General features: G+C 34.1%; 17 protein-coding genes and 1 pseudogene. 8 read left to right on the plus strand and 10 right to left on the minus strand.

Annotated features, from left to right (window positions below; all coding sequences use genetic code 11):
• Positions 1-330 (plus strand): annotated as a pseudogene (locus PSU83_RS08375) (translational GTPase TypA); the annotation flags it as partial.
• Between the two features lie 195 nt (positions 331-525).
• Here the strand turns inward: PSU83_RS08375 and PSU83_RS08380 are convergent.
• The 10 genes from PSU83_RS08380 to PSU83_RS08425 form a co-directional block, all read right to left on the minus strand.
• On the minus strand, positions 526-2,544 hold the full coding sequence (locus PSU83_RS08380) for a choice-of-anchor L domain-containing protein (RefSeq protein ID WP_300588806.1): 2,019 nt from the start codon (positions 2,542-2,544) through the stop codon (positions 526-528).
• A gap of 27 nt (positions 2,545-2,571) precedes the next feature.
• The gene (locus PSU83_RS08385) at positions 2,572-7,713 is read right to left on the minus strand and encodes a T9SS type B sorting domain-containing protein (RefSeq protein WP_300588808.1); all 5,142 of its coding nucleotides are present in this window, start codon (positions 7,711-7,713) and stop codon (positions 2,572-2,574) included.
• An 83-nt stretch (positions 7,714-7,796) separates the two neighbouring features.
• Positions 7,797-8,633, minus strand: coding sequence for an ABC transporter permease (locus tag PSU83_RS08390; RefSeq protein ID WP_300588810.1), 837 nt, complete (start codon positions 8,631-8,633; stop codon positions 7,797-7,799).
• A gap of 8 nt (positions 8,634-8,641) precedes the next feature.
• The gene (locus PSU83_RS08395; RefSeq protein WP_300588812.1) at positions 8,642-9,538 is read right to left on the minus strand and encodes an ATP-binding cassette domain-containing protein; all 897 of its coding nucleotides are present in this window, start codon (positions 9,536-9,538) and stop codon (positions 8,642-8,644) included.
• Positions 9,539-9,586: 48 nt separating this feature from the next.
• Positions 9,587-9,850 (minus strand): hypothetical protein, encoded by a 264-nt coding sequence (locus PSU83_RS08400; protein ID WP_300588814.1) that lies wholly within the window; start codon positions 9,848-9,850, stop codon positions 9,587-9,589.
• 117 nt (positions 9,851-9,967) lie between these two features.
• On the minus strand, positions 9,968-11,650 hold the full coding sequence (locus PSU83_RS08405; protein WP_300588816.1) for a hypothetical protein: 1,683 nt from the start codon (positions 11,648-11,650) through the stop codon (positions 9,968-9,970).
• Between the two features lie 316 nt (positions 11,651-11,966).
• Positions 11,967-13,025 carry a nucleoid-associated protein gene (locus tag PSU83_RS08410; RefSeq protein WP_300588818.1) on the minus strand — a complete coding sequence of 353 codons (1,059 nt, stop codon included), beginning with the start codon at positions 13,023-13,025 and terminating at the stop codon, positions 11,967-11,969.
• Positions 13,026-13,126: 101 nt separating this feature from the next.
• A complete protein-coding gene (locus PSU83_RS08415; protein WP_300588820.1) occupies positions 13,127-13,660 on the minus strand; it encodes a hypothetical protein in 534 nt (177 codons plus the stop codon).
• Positions 13,661-13,740: 80 nt separating this feature from the next.
• Positions 13,741-14,703, minus strand: coding sequence for a lipid A deacylase LpxR family protein (locus PSU83_RS08420; RefSeq protein ID WP_300588822.1), 963 nt, complete (start codon positions 14,701-14,703; stop codon positions 13,741-13,743).
• 87 nt (positions 14,704-14,790) lie between these two features.
• Positions 14,791-15,060, minus strand: a complete 270-nt coding sequence (locus PSU83_RS08425) for a hypothetical protein (RefSeq protein ID WP_300588824.1) — start codon at positions 15,058-15,060, stop codon at positions 14,791-14,793.
• A gap of 574 nt (positions 15,061-15,634) precedes the next feature.
• Between PSU83_RS08425 and PSU83_RS08430 the strand changes: the two genes are divergently transcribed.
• The 7 genes from PSU83_RS08430 to PSU83_RS08460 all read left to right on the plus strand — a co-directional run bounded on the left by PSU83_RS08430 (position 15,635) and on the right by PSU83_RS08460 (position 22,042).
• The gene (locus PSU83_RS08430; protein WP_300588825.1) at positions 15,635-17,776 is read left to right on the plus strand and encodes a carboxypeptidase-like regulatory domain-containing protein; all 2,142 of its coding nucleotides are present in this window, start codon (positions 15,635-15,637) and stop codon (positions 17,774-17,776) included.
• Between the two features lie 189 nt (positions 17,777-17,965).
• Positions 17,966-18,586, plus strand: a complete 621-nt coding sequence (locus PSU83_RS08435) for a hypothetical protein (RefSeq protein ID WP_300588827.1) — start codon at positions 17,966-17,968, stop codon at positions 18,584-18,586.
• Positions 18,587-18,619: 33 nt separating this feature from the next.
• On the plus strand, positions 18,620-19,948 hold the full coding sequence (locus PSU83_RS08440; protein WP_300588829.1) for a 2TM domain-containing protein: 1,329 nt from the start codon (positions 18,620-18,622) through the stop codon (positions 19,946-19,948).
• Positions 19,949-19,950: 2 nt separating this feature from the next.
• Positions 19,951-20,250, plus strand: a complete 300-nt coding sequence (locus PSU83_RS08445) for a 2TM domain-containing protein (protein ID WP_300588831.1) — start codon at positions 19,951-19,953, stop codon at positions 20,248-20,250.
• Positions 20,243-20,563 (plus strand): 2TM domain-containing protein, encoded by a 321-nt coding sequence (locus tag PSU83_RS08450; protein WP_300588833.1) that lies wholly within the window; start codon positions 20,243-20,245, stop codon positions 20,561-20,563. The genes PSU83_RS08445 and PSU83_RS08450 overlap by 8 nt, the downstream gene beginning before the upstream one ends.
• Before the next feature lie 37 nt (positions 20,564-20,600).
• Positions 20,601-21,266 (plus strand): hypothetical protein, encoded by a 666-nt coding sequence (locus PSU83_RS08455; RefSeq protein ID WP_300588835.1) that lies wholly within the window; start codon positions 20,601-20,603, stop codon positions 21,264-21,266.
• A gap of 20 nt (positions 21,267-21,286) precedes the next feature.
• A complete protein-coding gene (locus PSU83_RS08460) occupies positions 21,287-22,042 on the plus strand; it encodes a LytTR family DNA-binding domain-containing protein (protein ID WP_300588837.1) in 756 nt (251 codons plus the stop codon).
• The last annotated feature ends 124 nt before the right edge of the window (positions 22,043-22,166 follow it).

A 22,166-nucleotide genomic window follows, 5' to 3' on the forward strand; every position in this document is an offset into this window, starting at 1 on the left:
GGAAAAGCGATTCCTTATTCTATCGATAAATTACAAGATCGTGGTAAATTCTTCGTTAATCCAAATGACGAAATTTATGAAGGTCAGGTTATTGGAGAAAACTCACGTAGCGATGATATGAGTATTAACGTTACTAAGATGAAGAAACAATCTAACGTTCGTTCATCAGGAAATGATGAAAAAGCGAGAATTATTCCTCCAATCATTTTCTCTTTGGAAGAAGCTTTAGAGTACATTCAAAAAGATGAATATGTTGAAGTTACACCGAAATCGATTCGTTTGAGAAAAATATATTTAACAGAAAACGACAGAAAACGTTTTAAAATGTAAATTTTTATTTTTCAAGATATATACAAACCCTTTCAGCAATGAAAGGGTTTTTTTATTAAGGTGGATTCGGAATTTAGTTCAGAAGCTTATCCGGCTGTCCGCTATATCTTTTATACCTGTCAGGTTTTAAAAACCTGACAGGTATAAAAGGATGCCGCTACCATCCGGGCTAGAGCTATAGTTTAGTTGGGAAATTTATCTTTTCAAAGCAAAATGACCCTTGGCAGTGCGTCCATCTTTTAACTCAATCACAAACCAATAATCATCGGCAGGCATTATTTTCTCGTTGTAAATTCCATTCCAACCAACACCACTTGCGCTTATTTGTTTCATTAATTTTCCAAATCGGTCGAAAATAGAAATTAAAGAACTAGCATTTGAAGACATTGGATAAACGCCTTTTAAATTCCAGTAATCGTTATATCCGTCACCATTGGGTGTGAAAAATTTCGGAATTTGCATCAAATAAAACTCTTGTGAAATAGTGCCACAGCCTTTTTTATCCCTAACATAAGCGGTGTAAATTAAACCACTTAAATTGGTGAAAATCGGACTTGTTTGAAAATTTGATCCATCAATTGAGTATTCATAATCGCCACTTCCAGCAGCACTAATTTCAATCGAAGCGTTGTCATTTAAATCATTTACAATAATGTTAGTTATGGTAGCAATTTCAGAACCCAGCACGGAAAAGGTTTTTACTTTGGTACATCCATCAGCATTTTCAATGGTAACGGCATACGTTCCTGAAGTTGCAACCTGAATCGATTGTGTAGTTTCACCCGTAGTCCAAGTATAGGATTGAAAGCCTGAATCTGCTGTCAAATTTATTGGAATGTTGCTGCAAATACCAACAGTTACATCCGCAATAATAGCTGTAAAAGCATTGATATTTATCGTTACCGGAATGAGTGCATAACAATTGCTGTTGTCAATTTTGGCATAAATAATTTGCTGAAAAGCTGAAGTTAGTATAAACGAATTGGGCAAAGCCGTTACACTTGTTGGACTGCTGTAAAAACGAACTTGATAGGTTGCAGGCAAATTTGTAAACAGTGTTGGAACAATATCACTCAAGGTAATAGTTGAAATTCCGTCCTGAATTGCATCGCTGTCGCAATAGGTATACGTTGTTTGATTCGTTACGAGTTGCGGAGCAAAATCTAAGTTTATAGCGCCAGTTGTCGTCGTACACGTTGGAGAGTAAACTGTGGTAAGAGAATAACTTCCGTTTTGTGCACTTGTATAAGGTGGAATAAAATTCAAGGTTGCATTAGTTTCTCCCGAAATTGGATTTGAATTGAAATTCCATTGGTAACTAATCGCGCCAGCTGATGTTCCGTTTAAGCTTAAGTTTTCAGTTGGACAAACCGCATTATTATTAGCAAATGTTCGATCTGGACCTAAATCAACTCCAAAGGAAAAACTGCTTCCTTTTAAAAAAATAGCCGAATCATATCTAAAGTTTCCTTCATCGGCAATAACTAATTTAATATGGTAGGTTCGTCCCGGAATTACGACAGATTGCGCGGTTAAAACTTTGGTTTGTCCATTAAAATTGGTTGGGTATTCTGTGGAATTAAAAGCATCAAAATACTGTTCGTTTTCAGCGGGACAAATTGTTCCTGAACCCCGAACAGTATTCACTTTGACAGGAATAGTTGTATTTGGTATTACCGCTAAATTAGTATAATTTAAACTTGATGATTCTTTTAATAAAAAAGCAAAACCATCAGTAAAAGTACATTGATTTGGATTAGGATTGGTTAAATATTGTTCGGAAGAAAATATGTAATCAAAGCTAATTTGTGTACCAATAGGAATAAAATCAAATTCTAGGATAGTTGCATTAAAAGTATTGTTTAAACCTAATGCTTGATCTAAATCGGAATCGCCAATCCAACCCATTCCGCCACCATCATCAGAAATGAAATCATTTGGACCTTGTGCATTAATAATTTTTCCAGTACTTAAAATTATTCCATCTGCAAAAGGAAAAGTCGAACCATTGGCATTAAAATAGCCATAGCTTTTTTCGCCAGAAGCAAAATTTCCACCTGATACCGAAACATTAGAAACAGAAGCACATCCCGAATTAATTAAAACGTTTTCTATTAGGTGAAGCGGTGTTTGCGTTTCATCAGTAGAAATGTATTGGCCGAAAGTTGTACCGTAAATCAGTACAATTAGTAGGTTGTATTTTTTGAAAAGCATGATTTTTATTAGCGTGCAAAGGTACTACTATCTTTTCAAAGTAAAGTGTCCTTTAGCATTTCGTCCGTCTTCAAATTCGATAGTATACCAATAATCGTCGGCAGGCATTGGTTTCCCGTTGAATGTGCCATCCCAACCTACACCTGTAGCTGCAATTTGTTTCAGTAATTTCCCATAGCGATCAAAGATGTAGATAATTGAAAGACGGTTGGATTGCGAGCTGACTCCTTTTACATTCCAATTATCATTGAAACCATCACCATTTGGCGTGAAATAATGGGGAATTCCGAGTACTGGAACCGTAATGGGTCCAACAGTGCCACAGCCATTTTTATCTCGGACATAAACTACATGCATTCCCATTGGAACATTGTTGAATAGATTGGAATCTTGATAAGGTCCATTAACATCATCAATCGCAAATTCATACGCACCTTGACTGCTGGCATTGACAATGACCGTAATTGTATTGGCTATGCCATCCGACAACTCGACTACATCAATAGATTGAATTGTTGCTATTTCAGACCCCGTAACTGTAATTACTCTTGTTTTAGTGCAGTTAAAAACATTGGTTACATCAACACTATAAACGCCAATTGTATTTACTGTTAAAGTTGGTGTTGTTGTTCCATTCAAAACGCCATTGGTGTACCATTTAAATTGATAATTTGAAGTTGGTGAACCATCTAGAATTCCGGCATCAAGTAATGTTTGAGTTGCTGGAAGGCAAATAATTACATTTTCTTCTAAATCAATTTTTGGTGTTGGATTGACAACAAAGGGAATGATTGTCTGAGCCGTACAAGTTGTATTTATCGGATTTTCAACAATAACTTTTACATTTTGTGTTCCTGTTCGAAACGGATTTGGTAATTGGTTTGGTAATAAACTTGGAATAAGCACATTGTTTTGATCGTAATAGCGCACATTTATTCCAGTTTGATTTCCTATAATTGTAGCAAGGAACGTTGAAGTATCAAAATCATACATTCCGTCTTGATCAACAGGATTTGATTCGTCATCGCAAGTTGTAGTCAAACTTGTCGCAATAGGAAAAGTTTCTGGCAAATCGTCTACGACAAACTGCACTGTTTCCTCGTCATAGCATGGAAGTCCGTTGGTTTGCGTTGTATTATTGAACACACGAATCACTATTGTTTCGGTTCCAGTTACAGTAAACGGATTTGGTAAAGGATTAATCGGAGTACTGCCGTTAGCTCTGAAATACTTGACATTCGCATTCAACTGTCCATTTAAAATAGTGGAGGTCAGTGTGGAACTATCAAAACCATAACTTCCATCTTGATTATCATCGCAATGACGAATTACGTTTAATGCATTTACGGGATTTGCAAAAGGTAATGCTTCTACAACAACGTCAAAAGTTTTGAATCCGAAACAAGAATTGTCTAACGTACTTTCAACTCGAACCCAAATGGTTTGCGTGTTTGGATATCCAATATTTCTGTAGTTTGATGGATTTTGAATCGCCAATGAATTTCCAGAAGCATCAGTTTCAGCAAGGAAATCGGCTTGAGTTTTGTAGTAGCTAACCGTAACATTTGCTGGTAAAATAGCTAATAGACTTGTTGTTATCGCAGTGAAATTAAATGTTGCAATTCCATCTCGATCATCATTTGCCGCGTCAACATAATCATCGCACTTATACTGATTTTGAATGATAAAATTAGGTGGAATTTGAGTTACAGAAACCAATAAGTCAATTCGGGCAATTCTAAAACACCCATTCGAATTCACAATGCGAGTATAAATACTAGAATTTCCAGAAGTATACGCGACAGGATTTGCGATTAAAAAAGCAGCATCTTCCGTATTTGCGGCAGCTTGTGTGGTGTAATACGTAAATGTTTCTGCAAGATAATTAGCCGAAATCACATCGTTTTTTTGTGTTAGATTGAAAGATGAAATTCCATCAATATCTGAGTCACATTGTTTAAGCGTTATAGGAGTTGTAATGACCGGTAGAGCAAATGTTGTTAAAATAGCTGTAGCTGAAATTAGGCCGCAAGTATTTCCGTTTTTGTTTAAAAACACACGGTATTGATACCCACTCAAGGTTGGAGAAACACTAGAAATAGATAAACTTGCTGTGGTTGCTCCAGAATATATGGCATTATTGAAAACAGTATTCCAAGTTACACCATTATCAATTGAAATTTGCCATTGGTAGGATGAGACAGTATTTGAAGTGACCGTAAAAGTGGCACTTTGTAGTTCACAACTAGTAAAATTTTGGGGTTGTGTTGAGATGGTAATTGGTGCTGGTGTAATGTAATTTACATTTGGATTTCCATATCCAGTTCCGCTTGTAACTAGTCCGTTATTGTTGACTGCTGGTGGAGTAATTCCGCCTAATATTCCGTCTAGATTACTATCTAAATAACCGGCCTCAATAACATCAGTACATAAATCATTGTCGCTGTCCAATTCAATGGCGTTATAAATTCCATCTCCATCTGTATCGGCAAGAGTGTAAGTTGAATTTAAAATACCACTATCTGGAAAAGTTTCTAAAGCGTTCCAAAGGCCATTAGTACCAAAAGTAGCACCATCAATGACACCATTATTATCAGCATCAGCTAAAATAAAACCACTTTCATCAAGATCGTGAATTCCATCGTTATCTGAATCTAAATCTAAATAATCAGAAACTCCATCATTGTCTGAATCTGCCGGAATTATTCCGTTACCAAAAGCATCATCAATACCATCGCCATTAGCATCAATATTGGATAAAACCACGCTGTTAATTCCTTGAGCTTCTATAAAATCGGGTATTCCGTCATTGTCACTGTCAGCATCATTTTGGTCAGCGATGCCATCACCATCAGAGTCTTTCGGAATGCAAGTTGCAATTAGTTTTAAAGCTACTCTACTCGTGCTGCTATCGGACAAATTGATATTAGTAATTATAATGGAATTAATCAGATTTCCTTTGATTGAAAATGTTCCGGTTCCAGGGGGCAATGAAATACTGCTGTTTAATCGGATGCGAACTTCAAACGACGAATATTCAGTTATACCGCTTTCAAAAATTCCGTCATAATTGGTATCGACTAGTAATTGATTATTTGGATTTAAAACGGTCAATGTTTTATTTACGGGACACGTCAATCTAAGTTCTGTCGAAGAAGTAAATAAATCGGTTGCATTTGCAATTGAAGCGTATTCGATTGCTAAACTTATTGGCGAAGTAAAATTGGAAACCGTATACGTCACCGAATTATCTTTACCATTGGCTGCTTCGGTTACAAAATTACCATCAGGAGTTCCGGTGATTGGTGTAGTCGAAGGGGTTGCTGTTCCTGCAGTAGTTATAGCACCGGTATAAGAATTGGAATAAGGACCTACCGCAATTGTTCCGTTAGTAGTAGTGGTAAAATTGAAATTCTGATTGCCAAACGATTCGTCACAATTGGTCATTCCGTCATTGTCATTATCAAGATCGGCATTATCATTTATTCCATCATTATCCGAATTGGCGGCACACGAACTCACCGGAATGTTATCTGAATCTTGTGGCGCTGTACATCCGGCAATGGTAGCCGAAACAAAGTAATATCCCGAACCTAAACCAGGCGGTGAAGCGTTTGTTTCTGTGGGTTGGTATACGTTATTCGTTGCTCCAGGAATCAAAGCACCGTTAAAATACCATTGGAATACATCAAAAGGACTTAGCGAATTTACCTTTAAAATGGAATTTGGAATACATCCTAATTGGCTCACATCATCTAGGTTGAATGAGATTTCAGGTTTGAAGGTGAATCCCGAATAAAAACCACCAAAGGTAGCAGCTGATTCGGATCCATAAGCCGCTAAGTACAATTCGCTAGTAGAAAAAACAGATACATTGCCTGTTACTCCCGTAAGTACATACGTTTCATAAGCAGCGTTGCCCACAACTGCAATTGGACCGTCAACTGTTATTCCAATTGAGGTGAGAGCCGATAAGCTATAATCGATACCATCAATAGTAAACGTTAAGGTAGAACCTGTTTTGGTAACCATTGTAACTCTTCCGATAAACTGTCGGTTACCAATAAAATCAATTAAAGGAATATTATCAATAACCCGTGGCGTTTGACAACTTAATGGCGGTACAAAAAATAGCTCCTGATTTCTTTGGTCGACTGCGCTGTCATCTCCGACAGACTGATAAGCAAAAACTTTTTTATTGGCGCTTACATATAAATTTCCATTAACGCTAAAATCGTTCCCAGTAAGTGATAAATAGTCTCCTGCGCTTAAAGTAAAAGTAGGAGCTGAACCATTCAGGGTTACTACAGTATTATCTTCGTCTGCTACTAATAGTATTTTTTCGACGTCATCAATACCAGTACTTTTGATGAAAATATAATCATTGCTGGTTATTCTTTCGGCAGGAACAATTTGGTCAAAACCCAAATCTAAATTGCCAACAGCATTGGACCCACCAAACGAACCACAGTTTAAAGCTATAGGTTTATCCGCGGTTACTAATGTTCCAATTAATCCATCTCTATTTTCATTGGTTGGACCTTGAACCGCCATGACATAACTTTCGCCTCGGTTGAGTGTGACATTAAAAGGAGTATTTCCTGTTGGACTATTTACCAATTGCACTCCAGTTTTCATACCACTAAAAGTGACCGTAGTATTATTTTCCGTAGCTAAAACAGAAACAAAAGTATAATGGATCTCAAAGTAATTCTGAACCAAAGTATTGGTAAAAGCGCCAACTCTAAATCGAAGTCCAAGTGCGGCTAAACCTTTGGAGACTAGCGCTCCTGCCTGATTTCCAGAGCCCGCCGTTACTCTCGCAGCAACATAAATTAAATCATCGGCTTCAACAATATATCCTTTGTTACTTAAAACGGAACTGGTTATTGTACCGTCAACATGTAGTTGTGTATCATTTCCAAAACCAACATTGTAAACATACGGAACATTTCTAGAAACGGTTCCAATGATAGTATTTCCACCAAGTTCGATAATCCTAAAATTGACCGGATTTACATTAGGAGTCGAGATATAAATAAATTGCTCTTCTGAAGTTACACTTGTGGGGCCAGAAAGTGGCGGGATGTAATGTGTTTTACTGAATTGCGAGAAACAATTCATCGAAAATAGTAAAGCAAAAAGTATATAATGTAACCTATTTTTCATTTGCTAAAATTAGCAAATAAATAAGAAAACCTAAAAGAACTTACTCGATTTATGTTTTCTTTAAGAATTGATTACATATTGAATTACAAATCGCGTTTTTTGATTATTATATAGGAGGAATAAATGAAGATTACTGTATAAATTAAAACTATTAGAATCGATGACAAATGAATAGAATAATCATAATTCATATCAAATCCAGCTTGATTTCCAGCAGTTTTTATTGCAGAAAGTCTTCTGGAAGGTTCTGCAATTAAATTTGAAATAGATTGCAACGGAAAATACCCCAAGGCTTGATATGATTTTTCCCAAGTATCAAATAAAAGCCATTTCATTGCAAGATAACATATGCCTTCAAACAATTTCCAAATAAGCAAAAAGCCTAAAGCAAATGCTGATTTACGAATTAATACCCCTAAGAATAAACAAACACTGAAAAAGCCTAACAGCTCAACAAAAAAGGCTAGAAGGTATTCCATTTGAGAAAATACGATTCCAATTTCAGTGTAGGATGAAAACGAGTATCCTAGAATTAATGTCATTATAAAAACAAAAATAGTAGAAGCAAAAGCAAATAAAGCCACAGTGAAGAATTTGGAAAGTATAAATTCTTTTTTACTCATTCCGTCAATTAGGTTTTGTTTTAGCGTTCCGTAAGTGTATTCGTTTGACATCATGGACACAATAATAACAGCCAGAAATAGTTTAAACCAACTTGCAAAAAAAGTATTAAAATGCCATATGTACGGGAAATTGAAAATACCCATTTTTACAATGTCAAAATGTATTGGTCCGAAATCAAACTTTAAAGAGGCAATCAAGGCTATGGAAGACAGCAATGCAAAATAACTAATAGTGAGTATTCTGCTGGCGCGGTTTTTCCATATTTTTTGTAATTCAATGGCGAGTAATCTATTCATTTTGGCTTTTATTTGTTGGTTAATTCTAGAAATTGCTCTTCCAAACTCATCTTTTTAAATACCAAATGATTCAAATAAATTCCTTTTTCTGTCAAATAACGGTTTAAAAGTGATGCTTCAAAATCGCTTTTGAAATGCACAATTACTTTTCCTTCTAGTTCCGAAATTTTTTCAACTTCAGGATGATCTTGAAGCATTTCTATTAGTTTGGAATTATTTCCTGCTTGCAATTCAAAAAATCCTGTCTGATTGGATATTCCGTCGACAGTTCCGCTGTAAAGAATTTTTCCAAGACGTAAGACTAAAACATGACTGCATACTTTTTCAACTTCGTCTAATAAGTGAGATGCCAGTAAAATTGTAGTTCCTTGAGAAGCGATCAAACGAATAATATCTCGAATCTGATGAATTCCCTGCGGATCCAAACCGTTAGTTGGTTCGTCTAGAATTAATATTTCCGGATCATTTAAAAGTGCAGAAGCGATGGCTAAACGTTGTTTCATCCCTAAAGAAAAAGTTTTAAACTTGCTGTCTTTTCTTTCGATAAGTCCAACAATTTCTAGCTTTTCAGCAACTTTTGAATGATTGATATTTTTGATTTTACAAACCAATTCTAGATTTTCTTTGGCCGTCATATAAGGGTAAAAATTAGGTCGCTCAATAATGGCTCCTACTTTTTTCAAAGCTTCATGGGTCTCGGTCGTGCCACCAAACCAACTGTATTCACCAGAAGTTTTATTAACTACATTAAGTACAATGCCCAATGTAGTTGATTTGCCAGAACCATTTGGCCCCAGAATTCCATAAACATTACCTTTTTGTATTTCGAGGGAAACGTTATTTACAGCATGAATTTTACCATAACGTTTGTGTAAGTTTTTAATTGAAAGGATTGATGATTCCAAAGCTTTTTCTTTAAAGTTTTAGAATAGGACGTTTGAACTCTTAATTTGTTACGAATCTTTTCCGAGGTAAAATTTTGAGAGAAATTGTTTTTTTAAATTAAGGTAAAATAGGGTTTCATTAATATCTTTAAGTTTTGATGTCAAAGTGATTTTATGACCACGGGTGTCATTAGTAGCTTGCATTTTACATACAGAACATTCAAATTCACTGAAGTGAAAATTCACTTTTTTAGTTTCTACGTAATCATGGCCTAATAAGGTGCAGCGATAATTTTTTTTCACCGTTTCTTCTGTTAAGTAATTAGTTTTCATAGGATAAGGTTTTTAGTTTACTGTATTAAACCTATAAAAATATCGTTAAAACACCAAAATTAATCGTCTAAATACATTTTTTAATTTATTTATAGTAGTTTATACTTACAAATAAACTTAATTATAAGGAACAATCAGTGGTTCACCAATTTGGAACTCGGGTAAAGAAAGATCGTCGTTTTTAAATGTATTGGTTTTGAATACATTAGTTCCTTGAAAAGGAATTGAAGGATAAAAAGAAAAGGAAACTTGGAAACTATTAAATACTAAATAATCATTGTTAATCAAAACACCCAAACTAAAAATTGAATATAACTTATCATTAAATAGTTTATTAGAAGAATCTCCAAGAAATCCCATTGTCATGTTGAAAAATGGACTAAAGTGAAATCCGTGCCAATTTCCCGGTACATACGACTGCGTTTGAAAAGTGGTAAATAATTTTCTAGTGCCATTAATGAGTGGATTATCAAAACCTGAGATTCCGTTGCCTTCCATAATTGCAACTCGGTCTGCAATAGTTGCTGCTCTGTGATTTCCTAGTACAAATCTGGGTTTTATAAATTGTCTAACTCTCCAACTTCCGATAGATAATAAATTGGTAAAATAATTGGCTTCTACACGTAAAGTTGTTTCTTGTGAATTTCCTGCATCAAAAAAACTGCCCACTTCAACATTTATGCTAAAATAGCCAACTGGAAAATAAGTTCCATAAGCAACACGTCCACCAAAATATGTTCGTCTTCTGTTATTTTTATCTTGAAATCCAGCAGTGAAGGAATAAACTTGCCCATAAGGAACGTCTTCAATAATTCCGAAGTTGAACAAATACTTATCCTGCGAGAACTTTCGTGTATTTAAGCCTATAGTAGTCAAGTACAACTTTTCGGAAGAAAAAAATTGCGTCGGATCATAAGCTAAAGATGCACTAGCTTTATAAGAAACATTTTTATACCCAAAAGTCGTGACCAAATTAGTACTTCTGAAATCTGTAGTTCTACCCTTAAAAATTTTAAAAGAATGACCCGCCCAATATTGTTGGGTTTCCAATCTGAAATTCTGATTGGTAAAAACACCACTATTATCGGGTAACGAATCAGAATAAAACCTATTTTCAAAGTAGGCACCGTAAGCCAAGCGTGTTAATGGAGAAATGAATTGTCTTTCCAAGCGAGCACTTCTAATAATATTGTTTTGTAAATCATTAGCATAGATGAAAGTGGTTTTGATGAAAGTATTTCTGATGTTGTTTATAGTATATTTAGCAGTATGAGCCCTTCTTCCATCACCAAAACTCGTTGTAAAATTGTTTTCTACTTCATGTCCTAAACCCAAAAAATTGCGTTCCGTTATATCAAATCTGACTTTTGAACCCGAAATAGCGCCAGTTGGAATCAAAGTCCATGAATCTAAAACACGAATAGAAACATCGATAGAATCTTTAGATCCTGGAATCTCCACAGGATTTATAATTACACTTCTAACATAGCGTTGTTTTCTAATTAAACGTTCTGATTCTTGGACGGATAATGAATCTAAAGGTTCATTTTTTTTGAATAAAAGTAAGTTTCTGATTGTCCAATTTTTGGTCTTTAAATGCAACCGATTACCAAATTTTTCAAATCCTTTATTAGGTTCGTCTTTATAATTACTCACAGAATATCCAAAAGGATCCAAAGTTTCAATTTTAATTTCCCTAATTATTTTACCTTCATTTCTTTCAAAGGATTTTTTGATAAAAAACTCTTTCCGTGCATTTTTCTGCGATTTTGTATTGCTTCGTTTTGATTTAAAAAGCATGCGATAAACCATCTTTTTAAAGCCGCTAGTTTTGGAATACGTTTCAATTTTTTTATAAACTTTAACCGAATCGTTACCACTATTTTTTTTCTCCTGCGCAAATGAAACCTGGCAGAAAAAAATTAATAGAAAACAGTAATAAAAAAATTTTAATTTCATAGGTTATCCTCTAATCAAACAAATATAGTTGCTTTTATTAATCTTAATTTACACAATTTTAAGTTTTATTTATTTGGTACAAAAAAAACCCTAATAGTTTTTAATCATTAGGGATTTTGGGATTTACAAAAGGTAACTTCGTATCTGTACTTCTGTATTAGCTCTTTTGTTCTTTATTGAAATATACTAAATAATAATACATTTGTTTTTCCTCGTCCCAACCTTTTTCTATAAATTTTTCGGCTGTTTCCGGATTTATGAAATCTAATTTGATTTGAATGTTAGTATCCAAATTGATTACATTTTTAATTGATTTTCTTGCGTCAGAAACTGCAGCATTAGCAATTGGAAAATTAGTAACGTCCTCTATGCTATATTTTTCACCTTTGTCTACTTTATAGTTTTTAAATTCCGGAATTAAATCAGGATTATCCAAAACTTCGTTTAAGAAATTAGTCTCTTCAAACTGATCATTTTTAGCAAAATAATTCACCGAACGATTCATAAACATTACTTCTTCTTTCTTGTCTTCCGCTGGAAAAACAACGTCTTTAGCGAATCCTTGACAGAATTTTAAATATTTTTTAGTGATGAAATTTTCATCTTGAAAAGCATCCACAGAAAGGAAATGTTCTAACCAATATCTAGTATCATACCGATTACTATCTACAGAAAGAATTTTATAACCTTCTTCTTTTTTATAATTGAAAATTAAACATCCTTTGTCTAATTTATTTAAATTAATTCCTTGCTGCAAAATCATTTTTAGCGTAGTTCCTTTTTCTTCAAATTGCATGAAATCGGACATGATCTCGCTTTTAAAAACACCAATTGCATCTACGATATTATTGTCAATATTTAGATTGGTTAAATACGTAACATAAACTTCTCCATTTTTGATATGAGGATGATTGGATTGCTCAAAAAGATGTGTAGTTATCTTTTTTGAAACTTCATGAATCGAACTAGGATTAGTGAAAATTTCAGTAGCTAAATTGAACATATCATTATATTCCAAGTCAACTTCGTGCGCAAACTGAAAGTAATTTTCTTCTTTCTCTCTAAATGATTTAAAGAAATATTCCTTTAATAATGGAACAATTTCGTCATTCAAATTATACCCTTCTTCCGAAAGAAATTGCGTTTCGTTACGGCTTTTGTTTCCGATTCTGTGAATCGATAATGACTCAATGTGCGTGTTAAATAAGTTAATCATATTTTTTAGTTAGCAGTTAGCTATTGGCCTTTAGCTGTTTAATATTTAGGTATTGATGATATATTTAATCTGTAAGCTAAAAGCTGACAGCAGTTGCATAATTAATTCCAATTTTCTTCAAATCCGTAATCCTCGAAGCTGTCATCACCAAAACCATCGAGATCATCTTCATCGAGATCATCTTCAAATTCCGAATAAAAATCGTCTCCTTCAGCTTCAAATTCCTTTTCGGGAGCTATGGCTGGTAATTCACCGTGAGAGAATAATAAAGTTGGATACGTTTCTCCGGGTTCAGCCTCTTCAACTGCAGCAAGTTCTACTAAAAAGGTCCACATATTGATAAAATCGTACACATAAATTATCTTAGTCTGCTCTTTATCAAGTAAATCATTCAGTTGGTAATCACTCATTGTTTTTTGTTCGCCAGCAATATCGCCAGTGTCAAACATCGGGATTTCATCTTCCTGATTCCAAGTATCATCGCAAGTATAAAACGAAGCAACTTCCAATCCATCAAATCCAAAAGCGTTCACTAAGGCGTTGTGTAAATCTTCTAAAGTATCGTCTTCCTGAATAGCAATATCTCTGAAGACATCTTCTTCTGCATCAACTATTGCTCTGAATTTATAAATCATATTCGAAATTTTAATAAGGGCACAAAGGTAAAATTTAAATTATGAATTATGAATTGCGAATTGCGAATTGTTGAAAAGATTTATATTTTAAAACCTAGTCGAATTCCGCCCCATTTATGAACATCTCCATAACTAAATTCGCGAGTAAGCAGCGTACGAGAATATTCAGCATAAAACCAGCGGTATTGTACCACGATTCCGTAGTTGTTTTGAAGTGTAAAACGTTCCATATCATTACTGCTTATCATGTAAACACTTTCACGATTTAACAATCCGCCTTGAAGTGTGGCATCGTAACCTATTGCGTTTAGTAAGGGTTGCGTGTATAAATACAGTTGAAATTTATTTTTATCATTTACTGATGTAAATGGCGAATTGATTAGCCCTAAAGTTGCATTCAATCCAACCGAAGCATTCGTAAATAATGTTCCCAATCTTGCTGTTACTGTGCTTTGTAATGTAAAAAAATCATGAAAACGCAACAATTGTTTTTCGTACGTCAGTTCATAATTTAAAACGACATCATTCTTAATTTGATTATACCAGCCCTTAGGTATTGTATTTCCTGTGGCTTCGTGAATGGCAGTTTGCATATCGCCTCCAAATGCTCCGGGTCCAATTATTCCTAAATTAAAAGAAGAGACAATTCTCGTTTTTTTGATAGGATCTGTTGCGATAAGAAAGCTTTTTAGCATGATGGCTGCAGCAAAGGGTCGGTCATCGTACTGAATTTGTTCGCTCGCAATATGATCTGCCGTAAATCCAATGTGTTCTATAGAAATCCCATACTTGAATTCACTAGATTTGGGTTTGATAAAAAAGTAATTAAGTGGGTTTTTAATCAGCTTGGGCGACGTTAATTCAAAATTATACCCTTGTGTATATTCCTTATCGGTTGAGGTGAAATAATCATTATCGTAATGAAAGCGGAAATAATTGGTACTTTTTATATCTTTAAAAGATGCCATATTATCGATTTTCTGGGATAATGCAATTGATGGAATACAAAACAATAGTAGCAATACTGGTTTTAGTTTTTTCATACCATTAGCTACGAAATATTTAGCACTAGAGTTTAAATGAAATTGCTAAAAATAAATAAGGCTCTGAATATTAAAAAGTAAAGTTTCTTAGTTCTTTGACAAGCAAGTTACTACAATGCAATAGAAAATTTCTTTTAATCGGTGTAATGCTTTTTTTATTTCTTCATCCAAAGCATCCTGATTTACTAAATCATCTACCAACTTCGTTTGATTTCTTAGCAATAGCAAAGATTCTATTGTTTTTGGGTTTCGATATTCTGCGGGAAGATTTTCCATCGTCAAATCATTGGCTCTATTCAATAAAATAAAGGAATCAGCTTTAATGGCTTCTAAATTGCCTTTTTCAGCACCATGCAATGCTTTTATGAGGATTTCATAGTAAGCTTTTATTTGCGGACAATTTTCTGTTAGAGATTTTGCTGCTGCAAATCTAATGCAAATGATCTTTCATTAGCAAATAACGATTTAAAAAATTTCATTCTAGTAGGTAAATTTTGGTGCGGCAATGCTACTACTTTTTTATTTGTTTAACTGTTAAAATCTAATAATTTTTTAGGTGTATTTTCGATTAATTATCCAACATTTTGAATATTAGTCATCTAAAAAGCATCGATTAAAAGCATTAAATTTCAACTAAACGTAAGTCTGTCGAATATTGGAGTAGTTTGTCGATTAAGTTAGATAGAATAAATCCGAACAATTAATTTAGCCGTAGATAATTAGAGAAACAACAAGAGTAAGACTAGTATTGATTTCGCTCTTTTAAAGATAAATATCCTGTCAGATAATTAATAATTCAAACTGAAAATAACCTGTTCCTAATCGAACAGGTTTTTTTTTGCAGTTCATCACCAAAAAAATACAGTTCGGTAATCTTAAATTGTATAGATTTAGTTCTTGATGCACTTTTGAAGTATCAAAAACAATACAAATGAAAACTTTTTACACTTTTACCCTTTTAGTGCTTTCTGTCATCTGCAATGCTCAACAAAGTGTTTCCGGAATTGTGGTAACCGAAAAAAATGTACCAATTGCTGGCGCTAATGTTTATATTGACGGCACTTACGACGGCGCTACTACCGATGAATCTGGAAATTTTAATTTTACTACAGATACTTCTGGAAGTCAAACATTAGTAGTTACTTCACTAACTTTCGAAACTTCTAAAATACCAATTGACGTTGCTAATTGTAAAAATCAAACATTTAAGTTAAAAGCTAGCGAAAATACTTTGGATGCTGTTGTGATTACCGCCGGAAATTTCAGTGCTGGAGATAAAAGTCGTGTTTCAGTTCTCAAACCTTTAGACATAGTAACGACTGCTGGATCTGCTGGAAATATTATTGCAGCTCTGCAAACATTACCTGGAACCCAAAATGTTGGTGAAGACGGAAGACTTTTCGTTCGAGGTGGCGAAGCAGATGAAACGCAAACCTTTGTTGACGGAATACGCGTAGCACAACCTTATGGTGCAACGACTAATAATTTACCAACCCGTGGTCGATTTTCTCCCTTTTTATTTAGTGGAATTTCTTTTTCAACGGGTGGTTACTCAGCGGAATATGGCGAAGCACTGTCAAGCGTTTTATTATTGAATACGCAGGATGAGCCTGACCAAAATAAAACAGAAATTTCATTTATGACGGTGGGTTTAGGTTTGAGCAACACTCAGAAATGGAAAAAAAGTTCGTTAAGTGTAAACACTGCTTATATTGATTTGGCACCTTATCAAGTTGCAATTCCACAAAATGTAGACTGGAATAGAGCTTTTCAATCGTTGTCTGGTGAAGCTGTCTATCGCTATAATTTCCAGAATGGAATTTTCAAAGCCTATGCCGCATTCGACGCATCGCGATTTGATTTGAACCAAGAAGATATCAATCAGCCACAAAAAATCAGAGTAAATTTAAATAACAATAATTTTTATTTGAACACATCTTATCGTGGTACTTTTGCTGGAAATTGGCAAGTTTTTACCGGCTTGAGTTACGGATACGGACAAAATAAAATCAACATCGATGTAAATGATATTAATAACACGGAGCATGCTTCACATTTGAAGTTTAAAATCACTAAAAAAATTTCTAATCGTATAAAATTAAACTTTGGTACTGACTATTTCAGTACTAAATTTGATGAGCGCTTCAATACCAATTTCAAAAGTGGTTATGAATCGAGTATTGCGGCCGTTTATACGGAAGCCGATATTACTTTTTCGAATGACTTTGCTATACGATTAGGCGTTAGAGGTTCAACTAACGATTATATCAGCGAAAAAAGTATCTCACCAAGAGCCTCATTGGCGTATAAAATTTCGAAAAAAAGTCAGTTTTCATTCGCCTACGGAAACTTTGAACAAGCCCCGCGACAAGAATACTTGAAATATTCAGATGATTTTAAAACGGAAAAATCAGCACATTACATTCTGAATTACCAATATGTAAAACACAGTACTACTTTCAGAGCTGAGGTGTATTATAAAGGCTATTCTGATTTAGTAAAATACGATACCAATTCGGTGCTTCCCAATTCTGTTTTTTCTAATAATGGAGAAGGTTTCGCTAAAGGAGTTGATCTATTTTGGCGGGATGGCAACAGCATCAAAAACTTAGAATATTGGGTTTCGTATTCGTTTATCGATACCAAAAGAGATTACCAAAACTTCTCTTCTGAAGTAACACCAAGTTTTGTGGCTTCCAACAGTTTATCATTGGTTACAAAATATTGGATATCCGATTGGAAATCACAAGTTGGTTTTACGCACCAATTCAGTTCAGGCAGACCCTATAACAATCCAAATGAAACTGCTTTTATGAACGGAAAAACAAAATCCTTCAATAATTTAAGTTTCAACTGGGCGTATTTAGTAACGCAACAAAAGATTCTGTATTTTTCGGTTTCCAATGTATTAGGAACTCAAAATATTTTTGGATACAATTATGCCACTACACCAAATGGAAATGGTATTTATGACAGAAAAGCAGTAATACCAACAGCAGACCGATTTTTCTTTGTAGGGTTCTTTTGGACTATTAGTGAAAACAAGAAAGACAATCAGTTGAAGAATCTTTAGGAAAAGGGAAAAGGGAAAAGGGATCAGTTTACAACCTTTTCCCTTTTGAACAAAAACAGTTCATCCCTTAAAAACTACAATTCAGTAAGTATAACTTTCGTAGCAAGCATAACTAGAATATTTTTACATCAGAATTAAAAACAAAGTTTTAATCATCATCAAAAACAAAAATCTAAAAAATTTAAAATCATGAAAACAATTATCACTGCATTCGTATTTTTTATCTGCTCACTTCTTTCAGCACAAACCCAATTTGAACAGGGAATGGGAAAAGCAATGCAACTTTGGGGTTCTGGAAAAAGCACAGAAGCTATTGCCACTTTTGAACGCATTGCTTCAGTAGAAAAAGCAAACTGGTTGCCGAACTATTACATCGCCTTTATTGGTACTATTAACGCCTTTGATACTAAAGACAAAGTTGCAGTTAGTGCTCTTATAAACAGAGCGCAACAAGCCATCGATGATGCAACAGCAATCAGCCCGAATAATCCGGAAATTATGGTAGTTCAGGCCATGCTTTATACCGCAATTTTGGTGCAAGATCCTATGAATAACGGACAGAAATACAGTCCGTTAATAATGGAACAATACAATAAAGCAATTGCAATCAATCCGAGTAATCCTAGAGCCGTATTTTCAAAAGCCGAATTTGAAATTGGAGGAGCAAAATATTGGGGAACGGACACCAAACCGATGTGTGCTGCCATAGCAAAATCAATTGAACTTTTTGCTAACTTTAAACCAGAATCACAATTTCACCCAAATTGGGGTGCAGACAGAGCGCAAGAAGCCTTAAAAAATTGTAAATAGACCCGATTTAACTACCGATAAGATTTAAAGCGTATGAAATTCACCTTAAAAGAATTGTTAAGATCATTAGGAATAGGCCTTGCTATTTTTTTAGTAGTCGTTGTATTAAACCTTATTTACGGTGGTAAACTTGAATTTAATAGCCAATTAGGAAAAACTTTTTTATATACGATTTTGTACTCTGTTACTTTGGGATATGCTAATCAATTAGTTTTTGTTTATTTAGATAAAGTATTTGTAAACGAGCGATTTTCGTTAAAAAGAATGGTAATTGGTTTTGTAAGCTCCTTTGTGGTTACTCTAGTACTAATTTTTTTATTGCGCATTTTTATACAAGTAGTAATTGACAGAGAGACTTTTGAACATTATTGGGCAAATGAAACCTTAGCCGATTATGTTTTTGCGATTGTAATGACTTTTATTGTAGTGCTATGTTTTTATGCATTCTATATTTATAAAACGTACAGTGATAGTAAAGTCAAAGAGCAAAAGATAATTGCGGGAACGGCAGCAGCAAAGTTTGAAAGCTTAAAAAACCAAATCGATCCGCACTTTCTGTTTAATAGTTTGAATGTGCTAAGTTCATTGATAGAGGAAAATCCAGAAAATGCTCAGCGATTTACGACTTCATTATCTAAGATTTATCGGTACGTTTTGGAGCAAAAAGACAAAGAATTGGTTTCGGTTTCTGAAGAACTGGCTTTCGCTAAAACGTATATGAATTTGTTGAAAATGCGTTTCGAGAACAGCATTACCTATGATGTTCCGGTAGATTTTGATTCCGAAGCTAAAGTCGTTCCGTTATCCTTACAGCTTTTATTAGAAAATACCATTAAGCACAACATCGTAAGCGAACAAAAACCGCTGCACATCAAGATTTATATTGAAAACAATTATTTGATTGTTGAAAATAATCTCCAAAAGAAAGAAGTACTGCAAGATAGAAGAGGCGTTGGCTTACAAAATATCGTCAATCGCTACGCATTGATATCCGAACGAAAAATGCTAATTGAACAAAACGAAAATTATTTTAAAGTAAAAATTCCAATATTAACAAAACAAATTTCTTTTATGGAAACTCAAAATATATATAACGAAAATATGGCTTTTATGCGCGCCAAAGAAAGAGTCGAAAAACTCAAAGGCTTTTATGGCAATCTGATTTCCTATTGCTGCGTCATTCCAATATTGATATTTATTAATTTACAATCTGGCGGATTTCAATGGTTTTGGTTCCCAATGTTTGGATGGGGAATGGGAGTCACTTTTCATGCAATTGAAACTTTCGGCTACGGAAAATCTTGGGAAGAAAAGAAAATCAATGAAATTTTAAACAAAGACAAACAAAATAAATGGAATTAGCCATGGAAACAAATAGCAACGATTTTGATAGATACCAGCGCGCTCAAAAACAAGTCGAAAATATCAAAGGATTTTACGGTCATTTAGTTTCATTTGCTTTTGTAATGTTCTTTTTAGTAGTAATTAATTTAAAATATTCACCGAGATATTTATGGTTCTTTTGGCCCATGTTGGGTTGGGGAACCGGATTGTTGTTTCACGGATTAAAAGTGTTTAACCATGCGCCATTCCTAGGAAAAGATTGGGAAAACAGAAAGATTAAAGAATTTATGGATAAAGAAAAACAAAACAAATATGAATAATAGCAATCTAACTTTAGACGAAATAAAATACAAAGAAGCACTAAAACGCGTCAAAAAAATCAAAGGATTCTACACGCATTTACTGGTTTATATTGTAATTAATGCTAGTCTTCTTATCGTCAAATATCAAAATCTGGATGTAGGTGAAAACTTTTGGAGATGGCAAAATCTTAATACTCTTTTCTTTTGGGGAATTGGTTTAATTGCTCACGGACTTTCTGTTTTTCTACCCGTACTTATGTTAGGAAAAGATTGGGAACAAAGAAAGATTAAACAATTAATGGAAAAAGAAAAACAGAATAAGTGGGAGTAATGCAGTTTTCCAAATAACCAAATCATCAAATCACCAAATGGACACATTATTCAAAATGGTACTCAGCATCCACATCATCGCCGGAAGCATTGGACTTTTTACCGGAACGATTAATATTATTCGTAAAAAAGGCGATAAGCAACATGTTTTAGTTGGGAAATTCTTCTTCTACGGAATGATACTCAATGCCATTGCGGGTTTTATAATGTCGATCATGCATCACAATATATTCTTGCTAATCATTGCAGTTTTTTCTTTTTATCTAACAGCAACCGGACAACGTTTTTTATCCTTAAAGAAATTAGACAAAGGTCAGAAACCAAAGAGTATCGACTGGATCCTTACTTCAACCATGATCTTATTCGCGTTATTCTTTATTATTTATGGAGTTTTATTGATGATAAGCCACAACAATTTCGGAATCGTATTATTAGTTTTTGGCATGATAAGCTTATTGATGGCACGAAAAGATATTGCGTTGTATCGAGGTAAAATCAAGTTCAAAAATTATTGGTTGCTACTTCATATTCAACGCATGATTGGTGCGTATATTGCAGCTTTAACCGCTTTTTTGGTTGTGAATAATACGTATCTTCCATCAATTGTCGCATGGCTGATGCCCACAGTAATCCTAACGCCACTAATTTTTTATTGGTCAAGAAAGTACGCAATTCAAAAGTCAGTTAAAATAATTACCGAATAACCAAATCCACAAAAAACCACATGAACATCATTATAATAGAAGACGAAAAACCCGCAGCACGATTGCTTCAACGGAAAGTGGAAAAGCTAGGTTTACAAGTGAATACACTTTTGCATTCTGTGGAAGAATCTATCAATTGGTTCAATTCGAATGCACATCCCGATTTAATTTTTCTAGATATTCAATTGTCTGATGGTTTATCATTTGAAATATTTGAAACGATAACAATCAAGAGCGCTGTGATTTTCACGACAGCTTACGACGAATATGCCTTACGTGCGTTCAAGTTAAATAGCATTGATTATCTACTGAAACCAATTGATGAAGAGGATTTATCAATAGCAATTTCAAAATTTAATACTCAATTTCAAAAAAGTTCTATTGCTACTTTAGACTTTGAAATGATAAAAAAAATGCTGGTAAACCCTGCTGATAAAAGCTATAAAAAACGTTTTACCATAAAAATGGGACAACAATTAAAGATGATATCCATTGAAGAAGTAGAATGTTTTTACAGCGAAAACAAAGGAACTTATCTACACACTTTTGATAACCGCGATTACCTTTTAGACAACACGCTCGAACAACTTGAAACCGAGCTTGATCCAAAAGATTTTTACCGCGTTTCCCGCAAATTTATTGTGCCGATGAAAGGCATTAAAGAAATCCAAATTCATAGCAATTCCAGATTAAAAGTTATTCTTCCAACCTACAAAGACGATGAGATTATCGTCGCTCGAGAACGAGTGAATGATTTTAAGGATTGGTTGGGGTAGAAATAGCTTTAGATTTTTATTATAAAAAAAACTCTTAAATAATTTTAAGAGTTTTTTCAATTTAATTAATTGTCTTGTCCTGAAATAGCGATACACAAAAAAGTATCCTTATGGAAAAACATGA

The organism is Flavobacterium sp., from assembly GCF_029945805.1.
Classification (GTDB): domain Bacteria; phylum Bacteroidota; class Bacteroidia; order Flavobacteriales; family Flavobacteriaceae; genus Flavobacterium.